Below are 21094 nucleotides of genomic sequence, written 5' to 3'. Positions count from 1 at the left end.
CCGGACCCGTAGTCCTGGCCGGACCCGTAGCTCTGGGCCGGCCCGTAGTGCTGGCCGGAACCATGGGACCGGTCACCGTAGGGGTGGTCGGAATCGTAGGTCCGGCCCGGGTCATGGGACGCCGCTGTAGGCTGATCACGGCCGTACCACTGGCCGGGCTGCGGCTGGTGCCACGGCTGCTCACCAGGTTGCGGCTCGTGCCACGGCTGCGGGCCTGAGCCCGGTGATCCGTAGTTCCCCATGCGCGCCCTCCTGAGCCTTCGGGCGGTGCCGTCGGGTGGTCGACCGATCAGCGGCACCGCACACGTCACCGTAGTGTGTACGGCACGTCACCGGCGCGACGATTGCCCGTTCAGTCCGCCTCAGATGAGCCGTAGCTGACGGTCCTTGGGCCGTCGGGGGCCCTCGCTGTCGCCGAGGCGCTCGAACAGGCCCGGGTCCACCACGTCGAGGAACGGTGACGGGCGGCAGTCCCGCTCCGAGCCGTGCCGGAACCGGCGGGCGGCGTGGCTGACGTAGAGCCGATCCTGAGCGCGGGTCAGACCGACGAAGAAGAGCCGCCGCTCCTCGGCCACTGCCGCCTCGTCGGGCGCGGTGCCCGGCCAGCGCAGCGGCAGCAGACCGTCCTCCGCACCGACCAGGAAGACCACCGGAAACTCCAGGCCCTTCGCGGCGTGCAGGGTCAGCAGAGTGACCGCCTCGGCACGCGGGTCGAGCGCGTCCACCTCAGCGCCGGTGGCGAGCTGCGACAGGAACATCTCCAGGTCGTCACCACACCGACGGGCCAGTGGCGTGAGCAGGTCGACGGCGGTCCGGACGTCCTCGGGGCGTACTCCGCCGGACCCGTCCAGGGTGGGGATGGCGAACCGGTCCGCGAGCACCTGCCCGGCGAGGCGTACCCGTGCGGACAGGGCACCGTCGACACCGGTGGCGTGCCGCAGCTCGCGGGCGATGGCGCTCACCCCGGGGCGGTCCCGCAGCCGGTCGTGCGAGCGTTTCTGCACCGGAATGTTGGCCCGGGCCAGAGCGTCCACGATCGGCGCGGCCTGCGAATCGGTGCGGTACAGCACGGCGATGTCCGAGAAGGACAGCGTGGTCGACCGCCCGTCGATGCGGCCGGAATCCAGCGACCGGTGGGACAGGCCACCTACCAGCTCGTCCACGGTGCGTACCACGAAGTCGGCCTCGTCGGCGACGGAGGCCGCGGCGTACCGACCGACAAGCGGTGCCTCCGGGTCGAGCCGGGCCGGATCCAGCCGGCGACCCCGCACCAGCGACGACGGCGCGATGGCCTGCACCGCGGCGGCCAGGATCGGCGCGGAGGAGCGGTAGTTGCGGTTGAGCCGGACCAGCCGGGCATCGGTGAAGTCCTGCGAGAAACGCAGGAAGTACCCGACGTCGGCACCCCGGAACGAGTAGATCGCCTGGTCCGGGTCGCCGATCGCGCAGAGGTTGCCGTCGGCCGGGCTGAGCAGGCGCAGCAGCTCGTACTGCACCGCGTCGACGTCCTGGTACTCGTCCACGAAGATCCACCGCCACCGCTGCCGGTACCGGTCGACCAGCCTGCGATCCTCGCGCAGCAGTGCCACCGGCAGGGTGAGTAGTTCGTCCAGGTCCACCAGACCCTGCTTACGCAGCAGCGCGGCGTACCTAGCCGGATCGTCCCCGGCATCGGTCCGCGCGGCAGCCCGGTCCGCGTCGTCGGCGATCCGGAAGCCCTCGGGCAGCCCGGCCGCCTCGGCGTTCTCGCGCAGGATGGTCAGCCCCAGCGAGTGGAAGGTGCCGACGGTGACGTCCTCGGCCACCGGGCCGAGCAGGCCGTCGAGACGGTGTCGCAGCTCCTCCGCGGCCCGCCTGGTGAAGGTGATGGCCAGACACTGCTCCGGAAAGACGTTCAGCTCGGCGCAGAGGTACGCGATGCGGTGGGTGAGCGTCCGCGTCTTGCCGGTGCCCGGACCGGCGACGATCAGCAGCGGTCCCCCGGGGGCCGAGGCGGCCACCCGCTGCATCGCGTCGAGCCGGTCGAGCAGACCGGTGCCGACCTCCTCCATCCCGGCGAGCATCGGTTCGAACGGCTCGTGCGGGGAGGGTGCCGGCGCGATCGGCGGCGCCGGAGCCGCCGGCTTGCGCTTCGACTCGGGCTTCGCCGACGACCGCCGGGCACCGGCCGCCGCCTTCGCCGCCGCCTCCGGTGCGCGTCGCTGGGCGGGCACCGGTACGTCGAACAGCGTCTCCTGCCCGGCGGAAACCCCGGCACCGCCGCCCAGCTCAGCCGGGTCGAACAGGGTGATCACGCCGTACTCGCCGTCGTAGCCCGGCACCCGGCGAACCTCGCCGCGACGGAGCCGGCCGATGCCCTCGGCGAGCAGTTCGCCGCCGACCCGCCCGATCTCGTCCAGCGGAACCCGGGTCAGGATCCCCAACTCGGGGCCGAGCGCGGCGACCAGCTCGGTGAGCTTGCCCTCGACCCGCTTGGAACGCGGACCGACCTTGTTGATTTCACCGAGGATCTCGGCGAGTTGGATCAGGTGGGTCACCTCGGGGGCGTGCGGCGGACGGTAGCCCTCGGGCCGGTCGGCCAGGTCCTCGACCCGGCTCAGTACGCCCACCGTCAGCGGCTTGCCGCACTCCGGGCAGCGTCCACCGGCCTCCCGGGTCCGTTCCGGTGCCCAGTTCACCCCGCACAGCCGGTGGCCGTCGGCGTGGTACTTGCCCTCCTCCGGAAAGAACTCGATCGTTCCGGTCAGGCCGTCACCGGTACGCAGCGCCTCCCGGATGCCGAAGTAGTCCCGGGACGAGGCGAAGGCCGTGGCCTCCCGGGCGAGCGCGGGCGGCGAGTGCGCGTCGGAGTTGGACACCAACCGGTAGCGGTCCAGACTGCCCACCCGCCAGTTCATCTCCGGGTCGGAGGAGAGCCCGGTCTCCACCGCGAAGATGTGCTCGGCCAGGTCGGCGTAGCAGTCGGCGATCGCGTCGAAGCCGGACTTCGAGCCGAGGGCCGAGAACCACGGGGTCCAGATGTGTGCCGGTACGAGGTAGCCGTCCTCGCTCGCCTCCAGCGTGATCTCCAGCAGATCTCGCGAGTCCAGTCCGAGGATGGGCCGGCCGTCCGAGCCGAGGTTGCCGATCCGGCCGAGAGCGGCGTTGAACCTGCCCACCGCGTCCAGGTCCGGCAGGTAGATCAGGTGGTGGACCTTGCGCGTCCGGTCGTCGCGCTTGTAGATGGTGGAGATCTCCACGCTGAGCATGAACCGGACCGGATCGTTCTCCGCCTCGCTGGCCAGCCGGGGTGGCAGCCGCCGGGCGATGTCCCGTTCCGCCTCCGGTGACAGCCGGTACAGGCCGGGCTCGGCCGGGTGCAACGTCTCCCGCAGGTGGTCGTACCAGGCGGGATGGGTGAAGTCGCCGGTACCGAGGACCGCGATGCCCTTGCGTCGCGCCCACCAGCCGAGGTTCGGCAGGGTCAGGTCGCGGCTACAGGCCCGCGAGTACTTCGAGTGGATGTGCAGATCCGCGACGAAGGGCGGAAGGCCACCGGGGGGTACGGCGCTGAACGGAGGCACGCCGCATCCTGCCACGAGCGGCCGCGCTCCCGCTCGGCGCCACGCACGGAGGTGAGCTGCGCTATTCCGAGCGGAGCTCGACGAGGGTGACCTGAGGCTCCGCGCCGACCCGTACCGGCGGCCCCCAGAAGCCGGCGCCGTTGGTCACGTAGACCTTCGTCCCGTCCACCTCACCGAGCCCGGAGACGACCGGCTGTTCGAGCCTGACCAGCAGGTTGAAGGGGACGATCTGACCGCCGTGGGTGTGGCCGGACAGTTGCAGGTCGACCCCGTACCTCGCCGCTTCCAGCGCGGCCACCGGCTGGTGGGCCAGCAGCAGCACCGGTCGGGACGGGTCGCGGTCGCCCAGCGCGGCGTCGTAGTCCGGCGGAGCCGAGACGCCGCTACCGACGGCGGAGACGTCGTTGACGCCGGCCAGATCGATCACGCCGCCACGAGTGGCGATCTCCAGTCGTTGATTCTGCAGCACCCGCAGCCCGAGCCGGTCGACCTCGGCCACCCACTCCTCCACGCCGGAGTAGTACTCGTGGTTGCCGGTGACGAAGTAGCTGCCGTGCCTCGACCGCAGGTCACGCAGCGGTGCCGCGTCGTCACCCAGCTCGGCGACCGTGCCGTCGACCAGATCGCCGACCACGGCGACGATGTCGGCGTCCAGCCGGTTGATCGCGGCCACGATCCGCTCGGTGTGCGCCCGACCGGTCAGCGGCCCGATGTGGATGTCCGAGACGGTGGCGATACGCAGACCGTCCATGCTGCGCGGCAGCTTGGCCAGCGGGATCTGCACCCGGTCCAGCCGAGGCGGACCCATCGCGGTGCGTACGCCGTAACCGACCAGGCCGGTGGCGGTGAGCCCGGCGAAGATCGCGGCGCTGCGGGCGAGCAGCAGGCGACGGCTGGGATCGTGGTCCGGGCCGACGGCACCGGCTGCCGATGGAGTCTCCGGGGTGTCGTTGACCGGCTGAGGCGGTGCGGCCGGCTCGTCCGGGGCGGTAGCCCCGTCGTTCGACGACCCGGCCCCGTCCGGGCCGACCAGGACCGGTTCCGGCGCGGCCAGGGCGGCCCGCCGGCGCAGCACCAGCCGCGTCACCAGCATCGGGACTTCCAGCACGACGAGCAGCACCAGCAGGTAGAACATCAGCGCGAGCCACAGGTAACCCGGCCAGGCGAGCCAGTACATCCCGGCCCGCGTGCCGATCATGGTCGCCGGTACGAGCAGGGCCAGCACCACGGCCGTGACCGTGCCGACCCGTCGCCAGCGCCCTGCGGTGGTGGTGTCCTTGACCAACCGTTTCCACAGGTAGAGATGGATCAACCCGGTGATCACGGCAAGGGTGGTCACGAAGCCGAGTACCGCGAACACGTGTGGATCCCCCTCAGCCGCCCGCGAAGGGAGGCAGGACGTCGATCGTCGCCCCTGCCGGCAGCGGCTTCTGCCGATCATGACAGGTCACGCCGTCGATCAGAAAACTCGACACCGCGAGAACCGACACCAACCGCCCACCGTGTCGCTCGGCCAGCTCAGCCACCACGTCGTCCAACGACCGGCCGGCGGCGGTGGACTCCTCGGCCCGGCCGGCTGCGGCCCTCGCCCCGGCGAAGTACCGGATGGTGACGCTCGCCATGGTCACCCTCCGATGGCCGACATCGGCCGGGTCGGTTGCAGGAAGGACGGGTCGTCGATGCCGTGCCCGGCCCGCTTGCGCAACGTCGCCGCCCGCCAGCGGCGGGCCAGCTCCTCGTCGTCGGCCTCGGCCCGCAACGCGCCGCGCAGATCCGACTCCTCGGTGGCGAACAGGCAGTTGCGCACCTGCCCGTCGGCGGTGAGCCGGGTCCGGTCGCAGTCGCCGCAGAAGGGCCGGGTCACCGTACCGATCACGCCGACCCGGGCCGGACCGCCGTCGACCAGCCAGGTCTCCGCGGGGGCGGAGCCACGCTCGGTCGGATCCGGGCTGAGGTCGTACGCGGCACGCAGCGTGGTCAGGATCTCATCGGCGGTCACCATGGCGGCGCGATCCCAGCCGTGCTGTGCGTCCAGTGGCATCTGCTCGATGAACCGCAGCTCGTAACCGTGGTCGAGGGCGAAGCGGAGCAGCGCCGGCGCCTCGTCGTCGTTGACACCGCGCATCAACACAGCGTTGACCTTGACCGGGGTGAGCCCGGCGGTGGCCGCGCCGGCCAGGCCGGCCAGCACGTCGGCCAACCGGTCCCGGCGGGTGAGCCGGGTGAAGCGTTCCCGGTCCAGGGTGTCGAGGGAGACGTTCACCCGGTCGAGACCGGCGGCGCGGAGCGCGGGGGCGAGCCGGTCCAGGCCGATTCCGTTCGTGGTCAGCGAGATCCGGGGGCGCGGGTCGAGCGCCGAGACGGCTTCGACGATGCCGACCAGACCGGGGCGGATGAGCGGCTCACCACCGGTGAACCGCACCTCGTCGACGCCGAGTTGGCACACCGCGACCCGAACCAGCCGGATCACCTCGTCGTCGGTGAGCACCTGCGGCCCGGCCAGCCAGGGCAGACCCTCGGCGGGCATGCAGTAGGTGCAGCGCAGGTTGCACTTGTCGGTCAGCGACACCCGCAGGTCCCGGGCGACGCGGCCGAACCGGTCGACGAGGCCGGTCGGCAGGTGGGAGCTCATTGATCGACGGTAGCGCGGTCTGCCCCACTCAGGGTGTCCCGGGCGCTCCCGGTTACCAAATCGCGGTATGCCGCGCCGAAGAGTGCGGTGTGCACGAGCAGCAGGTGCAACTGGTGCAGCGGCACCCGGGCCCGCCATCCGTCGGCCAGCGGCCAGCTCTCCTGGTACGCCGCCAAGATCCGGTCGTGGTGCGGAGGACCACCGAAGAGCGCCAACTGGGCCAGGTCGGTCTCCCGGTGACCACCGTGCGCCGCCGGGTCCACCAGCCAGACCCGGTCGTCATCACCCCAGAGCAGATTGCCCGGCCAGAGGTCACCGTGGATACGCACCGGCGGCTCGGCACCGCCGAACTCGTCGATTCTCGCCACGACCTGCTCGACCAGGGCGGCGTCGGCACTGGTGAGGGCTCCGCCGTCGACCGACAGGCGCAGGTAGGGCAGCAGCCGGGTCCGCGCGAACCACTGCGCCCACGGGCCGTCGTCCGGCGTGTTGTCCGCCGGCAGCGCACCGATGAACCCCGGCCAGCGTGCGCCGAACGCGGGCGCACCCGCCTGGTGCAACTCGGCCAACTCCCGCCCGAAACGCTCGGCCGCCTCCGGGCTCGGCTCACCCGGCTCGACCCACTCCAACGCCAACAGCTCCGGCAACGCGACCAGAACCTCCGGTACGGCGACGGCACCGGCCTCGCGCAGCCAACGCAACCCGGCTGCCTCGGTGGCGAAGAACCCCTCCGGCACGGGTCGCCCGGCCTTCTCCGGCCAGGTCTTGGCGAACACCGACTGACCGTCGTCCAGGGTCAGTCGGGACGCTGCGCAGATGTCGCCACCGGACACCGGCGTCTCGCGGATCCGCTGATGGGTCAGGAAGGTGGGCAACTGCTCGGGATGCGCCCGCAGGTACGCCAGATCCATCCCCGCAAGGTATCGCTACCTGAACGGCCCGCCGGCTTCCGGGCAGCCACAGATCCGTCCTGAGCAGCGAAAACACTCTGTGTGACTGTGGATAACCCGCGTGTCGTCCACAGGGGCAGCGAACCAACTCGCCGGCTCGCAGGCTGCTTGCATGAACTCGACCGACCTGCCCCGACTGTCCGTACGCTCTCCCGCCGACCTCATCGCCGCCGTGCCGTACCTGCTCGGCTTCCATCCCGCCGACAGCATCGTGGTGGTGGCGCTGTCCGGTAAGCGGATCGTCTTCGCGGCGCGCGGCGACCTGCCTGGCGACGCCGATCCCTACGAGCCCGGTCAGCACATCGCGGCGGTGACCGCTCGGCAGGGCGCCGACGCAGCCACCGTGGTCGGATACGGCCCGGCCGCCCGGGTCACCCCGGCGGTGGACGCGGTCCGGGTCGCCCTGGCCGAGGCGGGGCTGGCCGTTCTCGACGCGCTGCGGGTCACCGACGGCCGGTGGTGGTCCTACCTCTGCGACGAGCCGGAGTGCTGCCCACCGGAGGGCACCCCGTACGACCCTCAGGCGAGCGCGGTGCCGGCGGCAGCGGTCTTCGCCGGCCAGGTCGCGCTACCCGATCGCGCGGCACTCGCCGAGCAGGTGGCTGCGGTCGGCGGGGAGGCGATGCGGCAGGCGGTGGACCGGGCGGAGCATCGCCTGACCGATCTGCTGGCCGCCGCGCCCGCCGCCGACCTGCTCGGCGCTCGGGCCCTCCGGACGGCGGGCACTGCGGCGTTGCGGGCCACGCAGCGGCGCCACCGCGATGGCGAACGGCTGACTGACGACGAGATCGCCTGGCTCGGCCTGCTCCTCACCCACCTTCCGGTACGCGACCATGCCTGGGAGCGCACCGACGGCCGGGACGAGGACGTCGCGTTCTGGGCCGAGGTGCTGCGCCGGGCCGCGCCGGAGCTGATCGCCGCACCGGGAGCCCTGCTCGCGTTCGCCGCCTGGCGGGACGGGCAGGGCGCGCTGGCGGCAGTGGCCTTGGAACGGGTACTCGCCGAGCATCCGGACTACTCGCTCGCCCTGCTGCTGGATGACATGCTTCGCCGGGGCGTGCCCCCGTCCCGTCTGGATGGCTGGCCGGCGACGGGCCTACCGAGAGCGCGACGCCGGGCGAGGCGGCGCGCGCGACGGCGTCCTCGATGACCACTCTCAGCGCACCTGCGGTGGTGCCGGATAATCGCCGCATGTCTGAGCTAGCCCGAGTTATGGCATGAGCCTTGCCCTGCTGTTGTCCCTCGCCGGGCTGGCACTGGTGGACAGCACCAGCATCGGCACCCTGTTCATCCCGGTGTGGCTGCTGCTCGCTCCGGGGCCGGTCAGCGTCCGGCGGGTGCTGACCTACCTCGGCACCATCGTCGGGTTCTATTTCGCTGTCGGGCTGCTGCTGTACTTCGGTGGCAGCGGTCTGGCCGAATTGCTGGGCGGTGCGTTGGACAACCGACCGGTGCTCTGGGGCCAGTTGGTGCTCGGGGTCGGGCTGTTCGTGCTCAGCTTCCGTTACGACAACAAGCGTGGCGCTGGTACGGGTCGGGTGTTGCGCTGGCGGGACCGGGTGACCGCCGGCGACTCGTCGTCCCGTTGGCTGGTGGGGCTCGCGCTGTTCGCCGCGCTGGCCGAGGTGGCGACGATGCTGCCGTACCTCGGTGCCCTGGGTCTGCTCACCACATCCGGCCTGGCCGTGCCCACCAGCGTCGGGTTGCTCGTCGGCTACTGCCTGGTCATGGTGTTGCCGGCACTGCTGTTGCTGGGCGCGCGGGTGGCGTGGCCGAGCCGGGTCGAGCCGATGCTCGTCCGGCTCAACGCGTGGATCGTCCGCTCCTCGGGCAGCATGCTCGGCTGGATCTTGGGCATCGCCGGCTTCCTCCTCGCCCGCGACGCCGCAGTCCGGTTGGGGCTGTTCGAGCTGCTGGCTTCCCGCTGACGGTTGGGCCCGGCCACGGTCAGCTGGTGATGCGGTGCCCGCCGGTGTAGATGTTCATCGTCCGTCCCCGTAGGAACCCGACCAGGGTCAGTCCCGCCTCGGTGGCCACGTCGACCGCGAGCGTGCTGGGCGCGGAAACCGCAGCCAGCAGCGGCACGCCCGCCATCCACGCCTTCTGGGTCAGCTCGAAGCTGGCCCGACCCGACACGAGCAGCAGATGCCCGGCCAGCGGCAACCGACGTTCGCGTACCGCCCAGCCCACGACCTTGTCGACCGCGTTGTGTCGGCCGACGTCCTCACGCGACACCACCAGGTTGCCGTCCGAGGAGAACAGACCAGCGGCGTGCAGCCCGCCGGTGCGGTCGAAGCCCCGCTGCTCGGCCCTCAGCCGCTGCGGCAACTCGGCCAACACCTCCGCGCCCACCCGGAGCGGGTCGTCGCTGACATCGAAAAGGCTGCGGGTACGCACCGCGTCGATGCTCGCCTTGCCGCACACCCCACAGGCGCTGGTGGTGTGGAAATGCCGGGTCGCGTCGGCGACCGGATCCGGCACGCCGGGAGTGAGGGTCACGTCGACCACGTTGTACGTGTTCGGGGTCTCCGCCCCGGCACACAACTGTGCGGTGGCCACATCGTCCGCCGAGCGGATCAGCCCCTCGGTGAACAGGAAGCCGAGGGCCAGGTCGAGGTCGGCGCCGGGGGTACGCATGGTCACGGTCAGCGGTCGACGCCGCTCCGGCCCGGCGGGGCCGACCCGTATCTCCAACGGCTCCTCGGCGACGAGCGTGTCCGGCCGCCGAACCCGGCGTCGGCCGGCCTCCGCCGCATCCAGATCCACTCGCACCACACCACGCCGACCCGAAGCACGTCCCACGTCATCCATCCTGCCCGGCCAGCCGGAGCCCCTGCACGCCGTCCCCCGACGCCTGCTCCGCCGGGTGGCCCTGATCCATCTGGGCTCGTCGCGCCCCGTCGACACCTGTTTGGTTCTGTAATGGTGGCCGGCGGCTAACGTGGCGCCATGACGGCGTACGCGGCGGTGGTGCTCGCGGGAGGTGCCGGGCATCGGATGGGCGGGCGGGACAAGCCCGGGTTACCGGTCGGCGGGGTGCCGATGCGTGAGCGGGTACTGACCGCGGTAGCCGATGCCTCGCCCCGAATCCTGGTCGGCCCTGGGCCGGCGGTCGCCGGAGTGCGGCTGACCCGGGAGGTGCCGCCCGGTGGCGGGCCGGTGGCCGCCGTCGCGGCCGGGCTGGGTCTGCTCGACACCGAGGTGCCCGCCGTCGCTCTGCTCGCCGCCGACCTGCCCCTGCTGACCCGGCCAGCGGTCGGCGAGTTGCTGGACCATCTGCATCGCACCGACGTCGACCGCCCGGACAGCGGTGGGAGACCGGCCAGCGGCGCGGCGATTTCCGACGGGGCCTGCTACGTGGACGGGTCGGGGCGGCGGCAGACGCTGTGCGGGGTGTGGCGGCCCGCTGCCCTGCGTGCTGCTCTCGATCGCCTGACCGTGCGGCGCGGCGGCGACGTGACCGGTGCGCCGCTGCGGGAACTGCTCGCCGGCCTGACGGTGCGTGAGGTGACGTGGCACGGCGACGGCCCGGAACCCTGGTTCGACTGCGACACTGAGCGTGACCTACGCCGGGCGGAGGAGTGGACGCGATGACGGTGATGGATGACTGGGTCACGGCCGCCTGTGCGGAGCTTGAACTCGACCCAGCTCAGGTGCCGGTGACAACGGTGCTGGATCTGGCTCGGGATGTGGCCCACCAGGTGCTGCGGCCCGGTGCACCGGTCAGCGCGTACCTGCTCGGTCTGGCCGTGGGTCGGGGAGCGGATCCGGCAGCGGCGGCGGCCCGGCTCTCCGGGCTGGCCCAGACCTGGCCGGTGGAACTGGGCGGTGACCAGCACTCGCGGGCCGACCCGGCCGGACCCGCCCGCGACTGATCGCCGAGGGGACGTTGTCCGATCGCAGTCCGCGCCGATCCGTCCCGTCAGCCCGCTGGGTAGGGTGACCGGAACGGACGGAGGCGATCATGACGGCTGACCACCCCTCGGCACCGCCCGCTACGTCGGTGCACCACGAGTCGATCCTGCTCGACGAGCCGAGCACTGCCGACCTGCGGGCGAAGGTCACCCAGGCATGGCGGGAGTTCGCTCGAGCGCTGGCGGCACGACTGTCCGCGCTGCCGCCGGGCGCGCAGGTGGCGTTGACCCTCGACCCGACCGCCTCCGGCACAGACGACGCCATCTATGCCGTTCATGTCGAGGTGAGGACCGACGGTCGGTTCGCCGCTCGGGCGGTGGGCAACGCCACCCTGCCGCAGGGATACCGCCTGGATCGTGCGGCGGTCGCCGACATGGTCGCGTTGGGCTGGTCACCGCCAGGTGTGGTGGACGGTTCGGGGGACCAGTTCGGGTTGGATTCCGCGGCGGACGGGGCCACTCGACTGGCCGCGCTACTCGCCCGCACCCTGCGTGACATCTACGGTGCCCCGCATCCGGCTTTTCTCGTCTACGCGATCGAGGACGGCGAGGGTGAACCGATCCCCGGTGGAGCGCTGGGGACCGCCCGCAGTGAGGCGAACCTGGCTCGCGAGATCGGCACGGAGTTGGAAAGAGCGCTGGCCGCGACCGACGAGGACGGCGCGGACACCGAAGTGCTCGATCTGGCCGAGCGGGTCCGTACGGTCGTCTCGACCATGCTCAAGTCCGACTCGGACCGGGTCCAGGTCGACTCGGACGGTGACATCAACATCCGGGCCGGCTCGGCGATGGTCTTCGTCCGGGTCCGGGACAATCCGCCGCTGGTCGACGTGTTCTCTCCGGTGCTGACCGAGGTCGAGCCGACCGAGCGGCTGTACGTCAAGCTCTCCGAGCTGACCAACCGGATGCCGATCGGGAGGCTCTACTGCGCCGACGACACCGTCTGGGCGTCGATCCCGGTCTTCGGCCGCAACTTCCAGCCGACCCACCTGATGTTGGCCGTGCAGGTGATGACCGGACTGGCGGACGAACTCGACGACCGCCTGCACGGCGAGTTCGGCGGCAAGCGGTTCTTCGGCGAGGGAGACAAGTCGGGGCGCGGCGAGCACCGCACCGGAATGTACCTCTGAGGTTCAGGTCGCGGCGATCCAGGCCAGGCTCCGGGCCGAGTCCGGTTCGGTGGCGCGCAGGCCCGCCTCGGAGACCGTCCAGAGCACGTCGCCGACCACCAGTGACCGCCGTACCTGCGGACCCCATTGCGATCGGTTACGCACGTTCCTGAACGGGTGGGTCACCTCGCCGATCTCGCTGATCGTGTCGTCGCCGACCCGCAACAGCCGGACGCCGGCGTCGACCGGCAGCGCCACCAGGCCGGTGTCCGGACGGTACAGAAAGGCGTGCGGGTCGTGCTCGGCGTGGGACCACCCCCCGGGCAGGTGCCACTGGTCCAACCGATCCGGTCGGCCCGGATCGCGGACATCGAAGAGGGAGACCTGTAGGCCCTTGATACGTCCCTGGCGGTCGGCCTCCTGACCGACGCCGAGCAGGCGTTGCCCGGGCAACGGATGCAGATACGCGGAGTAGCCGGTGATCTTCAGCTCGCCGGTGACCACGGGCGCGGCCGGATCGGCGAGGTTGAGCGCGTAGAGCGGATCGGTCTGCCGGAAGGTGACGACGTACGCGACCGGCCCGAGGTAACGCACCGAGTAGATGCGTTCACCCCGCCCAAGGCCGTCGACCACACCGGTCGGTACCAGCGTCCCGCCGTCGCGCCGGAGCACGCGAACCGCCGACTCGGAGATCGTGCCCTCCCCCTGGAACTCGCCGGTGGTGGTGGCCACCCGCAGGTGCCCCGCCCACTCGGAGAGCGCGTACTGGTTGATCAGCCAGCCGGGCACCGAGCCGGCGGCGAGGAAACGGGGGCGGCCCGGTGCGGCGGTGTCGAACTGGTAGATGTCGGTGACCTGCTCGGTCGCCGACGGCCGCCAGCGTGGTGTGCCGGTGATCGGCGTCGGACGTTGACCCGCCAGGTAGAGGCTGGTCGCCGTGCCGTAGACGGTGTCCGCGTCGGCGGCCACGGCAACCGGGTCACCGTCGCCGAGCCGATCGCTGGTGAGGTCGAAGCTGAGCACGGTGAGGGTGGACGAGCCGGTCATCCGGTCAGGCCGGCTGAGCCGGTCGCAACCGACCCGACCGGTGTGCCGCTCCGCTCCGGCGGTCCACTCGTACTCCGGCAGCCATGCCTCGACCCCGGCCCGGGCGATGACCTCGCGGTTCCGTTCGGTCCGGACCGGGTCTGTGCCCTCGGACGCCAGCGGGAACGTCAGGCGGGCCGACGCACGGACCGCCACCCGGGCGGTGTCACCGGTCAGCCGGGCATCGACCGTGCTGCCCTGGATCCGGTACGTGCCGAGCAGCAGGGGTCGGCCGACCAGGTCGACCAGCAGTAGGCGGGTCGCACCGGCACGCCTGATCGAGCGGAGCGCGTCGGCTGGACGCGGCGGGTCCTCGCGCAGGACCAGCGCGCGGTCGCCGAGCAGCAGCAGCCGGTGCTCCTGCCAGCGCAGTTCCTCCCGACCTCCGGTCAGGTCGAGTCGCCCGGTGACGCGGTGGCTCGCCGGATCGACCACCCGCAGCACCCCGCCGGTGACCGCGACGATCCGTCGGCCGTCGGTTTTGACCAGGTCGGGTTCGTCCGCGCCGGCCTCGTGGTTGTTGGTCGTGGAGTGAGCCGCTCCGGTGTCCCGGCCGGCGGGGTCAGCCGGTGCTCCGGCGAAGGTGCGAGCCTTCGACCCCGCGCCACCGATCGCCGCCGTCCGGTCGCCGAAGAGCCCCGCCTCACCGGCGAAGCCGTACGGCCCGACCGATGCGGTGGCCGCTGCACGCAGCTCGGTCAGGGCGTCGGCGCAGGAGTCGAAGGAGACCAGGCCGACCGGCACCATCGGTGCGGCGGCGGTCTCGGGCCTGTTCGGCGCGGGCCGCGTCACGCTCATGCTGCCGGCGAGCAGGGCGAGCGCGACCAGCGAACCGCCGGTCATGGCGAGCTTGGTGCCCCGTGTCATGAGCGGTTCGACGCGGCCACTCCCGGCCCGGTTCCATCGAAGCGAATGGCACCGGGTCAGCCGGTGGAGGGGCCCACCCCCGGGGACTCGGCGAGCCGGGAGAGCACGATGGTGCTGCGGCTGGAGGTCACGAAGGTCTCGGCCCGCAGCCGCTCCAGCGCCTCCTCCAGATGTGCGATGTCGGCGGCACGCAGGTGCACCAACGCGTCGGCCTCGCCGGAAACGGTGTACGCACCGACCACCTCAGGATGGCGACGCACGGCGGCACCGATCTGGGCCGGGGTGGTCCGGCCGGCGCAGAAGAGTTCCACGAAGGCCTCAGTGGTCCAGCCGACCGAGGCCGGATCGACGATGGCGGTGAATCCCCGGATCACCCCGGCGGCGCGTAGTCGATCGACCCGCCGCTTCACCGCCGGAGCGGAGAGCGACACCCGGGTGCCGATGTCGGCGTACGAGGCACGGGCGTCAGCGACGAGTAATGCAATGATTCGCTGGTCAACGGCATCTATCTGCAACGTTCCGCCTCTGGGAAGCAATGTTTGCGGCTGTTACCAAAGTCTTAGGGTACCTACCCTTGGTCACCGTGAACCAGCAGCGAGTGCCGCGAAAGCGGACATATCTCATGTGCTCGCCCGAGCACTTCGCGGTCGAGTACGCGATCAACCCGTGGATGGACGTGGCCGCTCCGGTCGACACGGAGTTGGCGGTCAAGCAGTGGGACCGACTGCGCGAGACCCTGGTCGGCCTCGGCCACGAGGTGCATCTGCTGGTGCCCGAGCCCGGCCTGCCCGACATGGTCTACGCGGCCAACGGTGCGTTCATGGTCGACGGCACGGTCTACGGGGCGCAGTTCAAGCACGAGCAGCGGACCGCCGAGGCGGCCGCGCACCGAGCCTTCTACGAAGCACAGGGCTGGCGGTTCATCGCGCCGAACGAGACCAACGAGGGCGAGGGCGACTTCGCGTACCTGCCGGAGGCGCACGGCGGACTGGTCCTCGCCGGGCACGGCTTCCGGACGGAGCTGCCCGCGCACGCCGAGGCGCAGGAAGCGCTCGCCCGGCCGGTGATCTCGCTGCGGCTGGTCGACCCGCGCTTCTACCACCTGGACGTGGCGCTCGCCTCGATCGACGACAGCAACATCGTCTACTACCCCGGTGCCTTCTCCGCTGCCAGCCAGCGGGTGCTCGCGCAGCTCTTCCCGGACGCGGTGCTGGCGGACGACGAGGACGCTCTCGCCTTCGGGCTGAACCTGGTCAGTGACGGTGCCAACGTGGTGCTCAACAGCGAGGCCACCCGGCTCGCCGGTCGGCTGAAGGCGGCCGGCTACACCCCGGTGCCGGTGGAGTTGGCCGAGCTGAAGAAGGGCGGGGGCAGCGTGAAGTGCTGCATCGCCGAACTGCGGTACTGAGTTCCGAGCAGGCGACGCGGCTGGCCTCAGGCAAGAGGCCAGCCGCGCTGCGTTTCTCGACTCAGCCGAGCGTGGCCAGCTCGTTGACCAGCACGTTCGACACCACCTGGCCGTCGCGCTGTACCTCGCGCAGGTACCACTTCTGCTGCGGCGTACGCGGCTGATTGAACTGCCAGGCACCGCGCGGGCTGTCGATCTGCCCGATCCGCCCCAACGCGAGGTTCACCTGCTGGGCGGTCGGCGTCGTGCCGGCGAGACGGATCGCCTGGTCGAGCACCTTGGCCGCGTCGTACGAGGCCATCGCGTACGTGGTCGGAGAGGCGTTGTGCTTCTTGCGATACGCCGAGGCGAACCGGCGGTTGGCCGCGTTGTTGAGGTCGGCGGAGTAGTTCAACGCGGTGCGGATGCCGATCGCGTCGCTCACCGGCCGGATGTCCTCCAGCACCGTCCCCTCGGTGAGGAAACCGGGGGCGTAGATCCGGCCCCGGAACCCGGCGTCGCGCAGCTGCATGATGAACTCCACCGCCGCCGCCCCGGAGTAGAAGCAGAAGACGACCGCCGGGTTGTCGGCCAGTGCGCGGTTGATGTCCGATACGTAGGCGGTTCTACCGGGGTTGTTGCTGCCGGAGGTCCAGACCACCTGGGAGGCGATGCGCGGATCGGCCTCGCCGAATTCCTCGCGGAAGCCACGCAGCACATCCTCGACGCCGATGACCCCCTCCGGCAGGATCGTCGCGACCTGGTCCGAGGGACCGAGTGCGTCCTTGAGGTAGCGGCCGAGCGCCCGGCCCGCCTCGTCGAGCACGTACGACGTACGCCAGATGTAGACGACGCTCTGCAGGCTCGCTGGTGAGGCGTTGGAGCCGATCAACGGTACCCGGGCCTGTTCCACGATGTCGCGGATGCCGAACATGACCGATGAGCTGGCGACTCCGGTCAGGGCGAGTACGCCCTGCTTGAGCAGTCCCTCGACGGCGGCCTGACCGGACTTGACGTTGTCGCCCTCGTCGGCCGTGACCAGCTCGACCGGGTGGCCGCCGAGACGCCTGTCGTTGAGGTCCAGGTACAGCTCGAAGCCGTTGCTGAGCTCGTCGCCGACGGCCTTGATCGGACCCGACTGTGGCGCGATGAGTCCGATCTTGATCGGGCTTTCCGCGCTGGCGTCCTTCGGCTCGGCGTCGGAGGCGCACCCAGCGACGAGTCCGCCCGTACCGAGCGCGGCCAGCAGCTGGAGTGCCCGCCTGCGGTTCATCTGCGACACCGGGTTCCCTTCGAATGTGTTGCCGGGCGCATCCGCCCCTCCGGCGTTCTACCTGGTCGGCGACGCTGCGTCAATGGCTAGTGATCTCCGTGCAGAGAACGCAACGCGTCGGTAACCTTCGGCCACGCCGAGGATCCGGGAGCGATAAGACCAAAATGTTCGCAATCTGGCAGCTCAATCAGGTGGATGTCGGCCCCTGCGGCGCGAGCGGCACTGACATAATTTCGAGAGATGTCGATCGGCACCTGCTGATCCAACGTGCCGTGCATCACTACTGTCCGTGGTCGTAGTGGGACGAGGGACCGTGGATCCGCAGTCGCGTACCGCTCCGGCACGTCGGCCGGTCCGCCGCCGAGCAGCGCGGCCACGGCACCCGCGTCCAGATCCAGCCGATACGCCTCAGCCAGGTCGGCGACGGGCGCGAGGGCCAGCACCGCGGCGACGGCACCGGGTGCGTGGGCCGCCGCGTACAGCGCGAGATGCCCGCCGGCCGAGTGACCGACCAGCACCGGCGCGGCTGAGGTGACCCGCCCCGGCAGTGCGGCCTCAGCCAACCCGGGCAGCGCGGAGACTCCCGCCAGTACGTCGGTCAGGGTGCCCGGCCAGCCACCCCCGACCTGTCCGGTCCGCCGGTACTCCAACTGAGCGACCGGGTATCCGAGGGTGGCCAGTGCGTTCGCCAGCGGCCCGGTATGCCGCCGGTCGTACTCCGCGCGCCAGAAGCCACCGTGCACCACGACCACCAGCGGCCGGGGTGGACCGGAGCCGGCCGGGCGGCGCAGGTCGGCGATCTGATCCGGGTGTTCGCCGTAGGCGACGGTCGCGTCCGGTTCGGGCGCGGGGCGGGTCAGCACCGTTCGGGGATCGGAGGACATCGGCCGACGGTAGCGCGGTTCGCGAGCTCCCGGGGTGCGTGCTGCCCGGGTACGGGACCAGCGGGCCGACGGGCGGGCACGGGTACCGGTGGGTAAAGATGGAGGGCATGACCGAAGCGCGCTCCGCAGGACAAGACGACGAGCCCGGCCGGGATGGTGTCGGGCACTCCGGAACCGTGGTGGTGGTCGGACCGGACGGACGGCCCGTCGGGACCGTGCAAACCGACGACGGACCGGGTGAGGATCCCTCGCGCCTGGTCGAACAGCCGGCCAAGGTGATGCGGATCGGCAGCATGATCAAACAGCTGCTGGAGGAGGTCAAGGCCGCTCCCCTGGACGATGCCAGCCGGCACCGGATGCGGGAGATCCACCAGCGGTCGATCGTCGAGCTGAAGGAAGGGCTCGCCCCCGAGCTGCGTGAGGAACTGGAGCGGATCTCACTGCCGTTCTCCGAGGACCAGGCACCGAGCGAGGGTGAGCTGCGTATCGCCCACGCCCAGCTGGTCGGCTGGCTGGAAGGGTTGTTCCACGGCATCCAGGCAGCCCTGGTCGCGCAACAGATGGCGGCTCGGGTGCAGCTGGAGCAGATGCGCTCCGGCCGGCAGGCACTGCCCAGCGGACCGGCCGGGGCGATGCTGCCGGGGATGCCCGGCATGGGGCAGCCCGGCGGCGGTGAGGGACACAGCACCGGCCAGTACCTCTGACCGGATCCGGCTGCGGCACGCTCCGCGCGGGCCGCAGCCGACGGCCGGTATTCGGCCGCGCCGCCGGCTCCGCTCAGTTCACCCCGAAGACCTTCTCCAGGTACGTGGCCACCCCGTCGGACGAGTTCGCCGGGGCGACCTCGTCCGCGATCGCCAGCACCTCCGGATGCGCGTTGGCGACCGCCACGCCCCGCCCCGCCCAGGTGAGCATCGGCAGGTCGTTGGGCATGTCACCGAAGGCGAGCACGTCCGGTGCGGCGACGCCGATGCGGTGGCAGTACCAGGCCAGACCCGCGGCCTTCGTCACCCCGGCCGCCGAGATCTCCACCAGCCCCGAGTGCGAGGAGTGGGTGGCCTCCGCGAGCCCGGCCAGGGTGGCGGCGACCAGCCGGGTGAACTGGTCGGGATCCTGCTGGCCACCGGCGCGTGCCAGCAGCTTGACCGCTGGCGCCGACAGCAGCTCCTCGGCGGTCTCCACAGCCCGGATCGCCGTGTCGTCGGCGTCCCAGCGCAGCGGGTAGTGCGCCTCGTGACGCATCTGCCGGCTGTCGACGATCTCCACGGCGAGGCTCACCTCGGGTATCTCGGCCCGCAGGCGTCGGGCCACCTCGGCGAGCAGTTCCGGGGCCAGCGGGTCGGCTCGCAACACCTCGTCGGTGGTCGGGTCGTAGACCACCGCGCCGTTGGCGCAGACGGCCGGCAGCGGCTCGGCCAGTTGGTCGTACACCAGTCGGAGCCAGCGGATCGGCCGGCCGGTGACCAGGACCACCGGCGTGCCCTGGGCGGAGATCCGGGCCAGCACGGCGGCGGTGTGGGCGCTGAGCGTGCGGTCGTCGCGCAGGAGCGTCCCGTCGATGTCGGTGGCGATCAGGTGCGGCGTGGAGTCCATCATCGGGACAGTAGCCGGTCGAGATAAACCGCCACCCCGTCGTCGTCGTTGCGCAGGGTGATCTCGTCGGCGGCCGTCCGCAGGCTCGGGTGGGCGTTGGCCACGGCCACCCGTCCCCAGCCGGCCCACTCGAACATCGGCAGGTCGTTGGGCATGTCACCGAAGACCAGTACGTCGGCCGGGTCCACGCCGAGGTTCTGCGCGATCACACTGAGCCCGGAGGCCTTGTCCACTCCGGGCGGGCAGATCTCGATGAACCCCAGGCCGGCCTGGGTGAGCGTGGCGAGGTGCGGCGGGACGATCTCCCGGGCCACGGCCAGCAGCTCGTCCACGTGGTGATCGGCGGTACGCGCGAACGCCTTGATCACGTCCCCGGCGAGACACTCGGCGCGGGTACGCACCTCGAACGCGTCCTGGTAGGGCCAGTCGGGATGGTGGTCACCCCAGAGTGGGGCCTCGTGCTCGTCCGACGCCTCGACCATGACCGTCAGTGGGCCGACCGCGGCCTCCAGTTCGGCAAGCAGGACGGCCAGCACCTCGCTGGAGAGACGTTCGTCCCGCAGCACCACCGGTCCCTCCGGGTCGCTCTGGTCGACCACCCGGCCGCCACCGGCCAGTACCAGGAAGTCGGCGGCGCGGATGTCGTTGCGGGTGAGCTCGGTCAGCCGGGGACCGCGACCGGTGGCGCCGACCACCGGGATACCGGCGGCGCGTACCCGGTCAAGGACCTCGTGGGTGAAAGCGGACACGGTGTCGTCGCTGCGGACGAGTGTCCCGTCGAGGTCGGTGGCAATCAGCTTGGGCAGGCCCGGGCGGGTCATCGTTCCTCCTTCGCCCGCCGCCGTCGCGACCAGCCGTTCGCCTCGTCGATCGGCGACCGGCGTGACGGCGGGCAGCAACCGTACCTCGCAGAATTGGTCGCAACCATGGCTTCCAGGCGAATCGGATGCCAACGGACGACGCACCGTCGGTGACCCGTTGACCGGCGGAATCTCAGTCGAGCGATGTTCCCCGGGCGAAGGGCACCGTGGGCGCGACGGTGATGTCCGCGGGTGGGCGTCCGCCCTCCGGCTCCGCCTCCGCCTCCTCCGACGATCGGCGGCTGCGTCGTCGCGAGCCGTCCGGCCCGGGCCGTGCCCCAGCCAGCCCGGGCGAGATCCGCAGGAGCGCCGCAGCGAACAGCCCGACGGCGACGAAGGCGACGATCAGCCCGCGCTCGTACTCGACGGCGAAGGTCAACTCTGTGTTGGAGAACATGCTCCGTCGCATCGTGTCGTCGAGTGACACCACGGTGGCCAGCAGCAGCGCGAGCATGCCGGCGGCAAGGGTCAGACCGGCGACCCGGGCATTGGCCCGGACGGAGTCGGTGCCGCGCAGCGCGAGCGACACCGCAGTGGCGAGCGCCAGGAGCCCGACCAGGTACGCGGGGCCCAGCCCGACGTCGGACACGCCGCTGGTCACCCGGAGCGGGGTCTCCGGATCCGGTCCCGCGTTGGGGATGACGATCGTCGACCACTCGCCCAGCAGCGACGCCAGGGCTGCCACCGCACCGAGGCCGGCCAGCAGGACCGGCACCCGATGGTCCCGACCGAGGCCGCCGAACGCCCGGCGGAACCGGCCCGCCACGGGCGACTCGTCCGCCGCGCCCCACTCGATGACGCTGGCGCTGTCGGAGCGGTCGTCCTGACGGGGGATGGGGAGGTCGTTGGTCATCGCTCACCTCTCCTGGTGGCCAGGCCGCCGTGCCCCACGGGCGTGTGTCGCATCATGACACAGCCGGCCCGTGACGTGAGGAACACCGACCCGGCTGGGGCGGTCGGTCGCCTGCCGGCTTCC

The 21094-nt window shown here is 71.4% G+C and carries 21 protein-coding genes; 8 read left to right on the top strand and 13 right to left on the bottom strand.

Annotated features, from left to right (window positions below; translation table 11 throughout):
• Positions 1–218: hypothetical protein (locus Vlu01_RS13535; protein WP_203998578.1), on the top strand; the 218-nt coding region annotated here is incomplete at its 5' end.
• A 144-nt stretch (positions 219–362) separates the two neighbouring features.
• Here the strand turns inward: Vlu01_RS13535 and Vlu01_RS13530 are convergent.
• The 5 genes from Vlu01_RS13530 to Vlu01_RS13510 form a co-directional block, all read right to left on the bottom strand.
• A complete protein-coding gene (locus Vlu01_RS13530; RefSeq protein ID WP_203998575.1) occupies positions 363–3563 on the bottom strand; it encodes a UvrD-helicase domain-containing protein in 3201 nt (1066 codons plus the stop codon).
• A gap of 61 nt (positions 3564–3624) precedes the next feature.
• Entirely contained in the window at positions 3625–4923 is a 1299-nt protein-coding gene (locus Vlu01_RS13525; protein ID WP_203998573.1) for a metallophosphoesterase, read from the bottom strand.
• Positions 4924–4936: 13 nt separating this feature from the next.
• Positions 4937–5185, bottom strand: coding sequence for a MoaD/ThiS family protein (locus Vlu01_RS13520; RefSeq protein ID WP_203998570.1), 249 nt, complete (start codon positions 5183–5185; stop codon positions 4937–4939).
• Positions 5186–5187: 2 nt separating this feature from the next.
• Positions 5188–6195, bottom strand: a complete 1008-nt coding sequence (moaA, locus tag Vlu01_RS13515; protein ID WP_203998567.1) for a GTP 3',8-cyclase MoaA — start codon at positions 6193–6195, stop codon at positions 5188–5190.
• Positions 6192–7106 carry a fructosamine kinase family protein gene (locus tag Vlu01_RS13510; RefSeq protein WP_203998564.1) on the bottom strand — a complete coding sequence of 305 codons (915 nt, stop codon included), beginning with the start codon at positions 7104–7106 and terminating at the stop codon, positions 6192–6194. Before Vlu01_RS13510 ends, moaA begins: the two co-directional genes overlap by 4 nt.
• Positions 7107–7257: 151 nt before the next feature.
• Between Vlu01_RS13510 and Vlu01_RS13505 the strand changes: the two genes are divergently transcribed.
• Both Vlu01_RS13505 and Vlu01_RS13500 read left to right on the top strand, forming a co-directional pair.
• Positions 7258–8295 carry a DUF4192 domain-containing protein gene (locus tag Vlu01_RS13505; protein ID WP_203998562.1) on the top strand — a complete coding sequence of 346 codons (1038 nt, stop codon included), beginning with the start codon at positions 7258–7260 and terminating at the stop codon, positions 8293–8295.
• Positions 8296–8362: 67 nt separating this feature from the next.
• A complete protein-coding gene (locus Vlu01_RS13500) occupies positions 8363–9073 on the top strand; it encodes a GAP family protein (RefSeq protein WP_203998560.1) in 711 nt (236 codons plus the stop codon).
• A gap of 19 nt (positions 9074–9092) precedes the next feature.
• On the opposite strand, the gene fdhD is transcribed toward Vlu01_RS13500, so the two are convergent.
• Positions 9093–9947: a formate dehydrogenase accessory sulfurtransferase FdhD gene (fdhD, locus tag Vlu01_RS13495; protein ID WP_203998558.1), complete on the bottom strand. Its 855-nt coding sequence runs from the start codon at positions 9945–9947 to the stop codon at positions 9093–9095.
• Between the two features lie 147 nt (positions 9948–10094).
• Here fdhD and mobA point away from each other — a divergent pair, with 147 nt between their 5' ends.
• From mobA to Vlu01_RS13480, 3 genes are all read left to right on the top strand, one after another.
• On the top strand, positions 10095–10739 hold the full coding sequence (gene mobA / locus Vlu01_RS13490; RefSeq protein WP_203998556.1) for a molybdenum cofactor guanylyltransferase: 645 nt from the start codon (positions 10095–10097) through the stop codon (positions 10737–10739).
• On the top strand, positions 10736–11020 hold the full coding sequence (locus Vlu01_RS13485; RefSeq protein ID WP_203998554.1) for a DUF6457 domain-containing protein: 285 nt from the start codon (positions 10736–10738) through the stop codon (positions 11018–11020). The genes mobA and Vlu01_RS13485 overlap by 4 nt, the downstream gene beginning before the upstream one ends.
• 89 nt (positions 11021–11109) lie before the next feature.
• Positions 11110–12189, top strand: a complete 1080-nt coding sequence (locus Vlu01_RS13480) for a T3SS (YopN, CesT) and YbjN peptide-binding chaperone 1 (protein WP_203998552.1) — start codon at positions 11110–11112, stop codon at positions 12187–12189.
• A gap of 3 nt (positions 12190–12192) precedes the next feature.
• Here Vlu01_RS13480 and Vlu01_RS13475 read toward each other — a convergent pair whose 3' ends face one another.
• Together Vlu01_RS13475 and Vlu01_RS13470 are read right to left on the bottom strand one after the other, a co-directional pair.
• Entirely contained in the window at positions 12193–14121 is a 1929-nt protein-coding gene (locus Vlu01_RS13475; protein ID WP_239095879.1) for a beta-propeller domain-containing protein, read from the bottom strand.
• Positions 14122–14177: 56 nt separating this feature from the next.
• Positions 14178–14636: an Lrp/AsnC family transcriptional regulator gene (locus Vlu01_RS13470; RefSeq protein ID WP_203998549.1), complete on the bottom strand. Its 459-nt coding sequence runs from the start codon at positions 14634–14636 to the stop codon at positions 14178–14180.
• A gap of 59 nt (positions 14637–14695) precedes the next feature.
• Between Vlu01_RS13470 and ddaH the strand changes: the two genes are divergently transcribed.
• The gene (gene ddaH / locus Vlu01_RS13465) at positions 14696–15529 is read left to right on the top strand and encodes a dimethylargininase (protein WP_203998546.1); all 834 of its coding nucleotides are present in this window, start codon (positions 14696–14698) and stop codon (positions 15527–15529) included.
• A gap of 61 nt (positions 15530–15590) precedes the next feature.
• Here the strand turns inward: ddaH and Vlu01_RS13460 are convergent, their stop codons facing one another.
• On the bottom strand, positions 15591–16790 hold the full coding sequence (locus Vlu01_RS13460; RefSeq protein WP_203998543.1) for an ABC transporter substrate-binding protein: 1200 nt from the start codon (positions 16788–16790) through the stop codon (positions 15591–15593).
• Between the two features lie 77 nt (positions 16791–16867).
• On the bottom strand, positions 16868–17665 hold the full coding sequence (locus tag Vlu01_RS13455) for an alpha/beta hydrolase family protein (RefSeq protein WP_203998540.1): 798 nt from the start codon (positions 17663–17665) through the stop codon (positions 16868–16870).
• A 98-nt stretch (positions 17666–17763) separates the two neighbouring features.
• On the opposite strand from Vlu01_RS13455, the gene Vlu01_RS13450 reads away from it, so the two are divergent.
• Positions 17764–18369 carry a bacterial proteasome activator family protein gene (locus tag Vlu01_RS13450; RefSeq protein ID WP_203998537.1) on the top strand — a complete coding sequence of 202 codons (606 nt, stop codon included), beginning with the start codon at positions 17764–17766 and terminating at the stop codon, positions 18367–18369.
• Between the two features lie 73 nt (positions 18370–18442).
• Here Vlu01_RS13450 and Vlu01_RS13445 read toward each other — a convergent pair whose 3' ends face one another.
• The 3 genes from Vlu01_RS13445 to Vlu01_RS13435 all read right to left on the bottom strand — a co-directional run bounded on the left by Vlu01_RS13445 (position 18443) and on the right by Vlu01_RS13435 (position 20971).
• Positions 18443–19258 (bottom strand): HAD family hydrolase, encoded by an 816-nt coding sequence (locus tag Vlu01_RS13445; protein WP_203998534.1) that lies wholly within the window; start codon positions 19256–19258, stop codon positions 18443–18445.
• On the bottom strand, positions 19258–20079 hold the full coding sequence (locus Vlu01_RS13440; protein WP_203998531.1) for an HAD-IIB family hydrolase: 822 nt from the start codon (positions 20077–20079) through the stop codon (positions 19258–19260). The genes Vlu01_RS13445 and Vlu01_RS13440 overlap by 1 nt, the downstream gene beginning before the upstream one ends.
• A 172-nt stretch (positions 20080–20251) precedes the next feature.
• Positions 20252–20971, bottom strand: coding sequence for a hypothetical protein (locus tag Vlu01_RS13435; protein ID WP_203998528.1), 720 nt, complete (start codon positions 20969–20971; stop codon positions 20252–20254).
• Positions 20972–21094: the final 123 nt, after the last annotated feature.

The sequence above is a fragment of the Micromonospora lutea genome (genome assembly GCF_016863535.1).
GTDB classification, from domain to species: domain Bacteria; phylum Actinomycetota; class Actinomycetes; order Mycobacteriales; family Micromonosporaceae; genus Micromonospora; species Micromonospora lutea.
This window is presented reverse-complemented; position numbering and strand designations above follow the sequence as displayed.

Excerpts from the sequence above, each read along its gene's own strand:
- Vlu01_RS13520 (WP_203998570.1), bottom strand. The coding sequence starts at position 5,185 with ATGGCGAGCGTCACCATCCGGTACTTCGCCGGGGCGAGGGCCGCAGCC.
- moaA (WP_203998567.1), bottom strand. The coding sequence starts at position 6,195 with ATGAGCTCCCACCTGCCGACCGGCCTCGTCGACCGGTTCGGCCGCGTC.
- Vlu01_RS13510 (WP_203998564.1), bottom strand. The coding sequence starts at position 7,106 with ATGGATCTGGCGTACCTGCGGGCGCATCCCGAGCAGTTGCCCACCTTC.
- Vlu01_RS13505 (WP_203998562.1), top strand. The coding sequence starts at position 7,258 with ATGAACTCGACCGACCTGCCCCGACTGTCCGTACGCTCTCCCGCCGAC.
- Vlu01_RS13500 (WP_203998560.1), top strand. The coding sequence starts at position 8,363 with ATGAGCCTTGCCCTGCTGTTGTCCCTCGCCGGGCTGGCACTGGTGGAC.
- mobA (WP_203998556.1), top strand. The coding sequence starts at position 10,095 with ATGACGGCGTACGCGGCGGTGGTGCTCGCGGGAGGTGCCGGGCATCGG.
- Vlu01_RS13485 (WP_203998554.1), top strand. The coding sequence starts at position 10,736 with ATGACGGTGATGGATGACTGGGTCACGGCCGCCTGTGCGGAGCTTGAA.
- Vlu01_RS13480 (WP_203998552.1), top strand. The coding sequence starts at position 11,110 with ATGACGGCTGACCACCCCTCGGCACCGCCCGCTACGTCGGTGCACCAC.
- Vlu01_RS13475 (WP_239095879.1), bottom strand. The coding sequence starts at position 14,121 with ATGACACGGGGCACCAAGCTCGCCATGACCGGCGGTTCGCTGGTCGCG.
- Vlu01_RS13455 (WP_203998540.1), bottom strand. The coding sequence starts at position 17,665 with ATGTCCTCCGATCCCCGAACGGTGCTGACCCGCCCCGCGCCCGAACCG.
- Vlu01_RS13450 (WP_203998537.1), top strand. The coding sequence starts at position 17,764 with ATGGAGGGCATGACCGAAGCGCGCTCCGCAGGACAAGACGACGAGCCC.
- Vlu01_RS13445 (WP_203998534.1), bottom strand. The coding sequence starts at position 19,258 with ATGGACTCCACGCCGCACCTGATCGCCACCGACATCGACGGGACGCTC.
- Vlu01_RS13440 (WP_203998531.1), bottom strand. The coding sequence starts at position 20,079 with ATGACCCGCCCGGGCCTGCCCAAGCTGATTGCCACCGACCTCGACGGG.
- Vlu01_RS13435 (WP_203998528.1), bottom strand. The coding sequence starts at position 20,971 with ATGACCAACGACCTCCCCATCCCCCGTCAGGACGACCGCTCCGACAGC.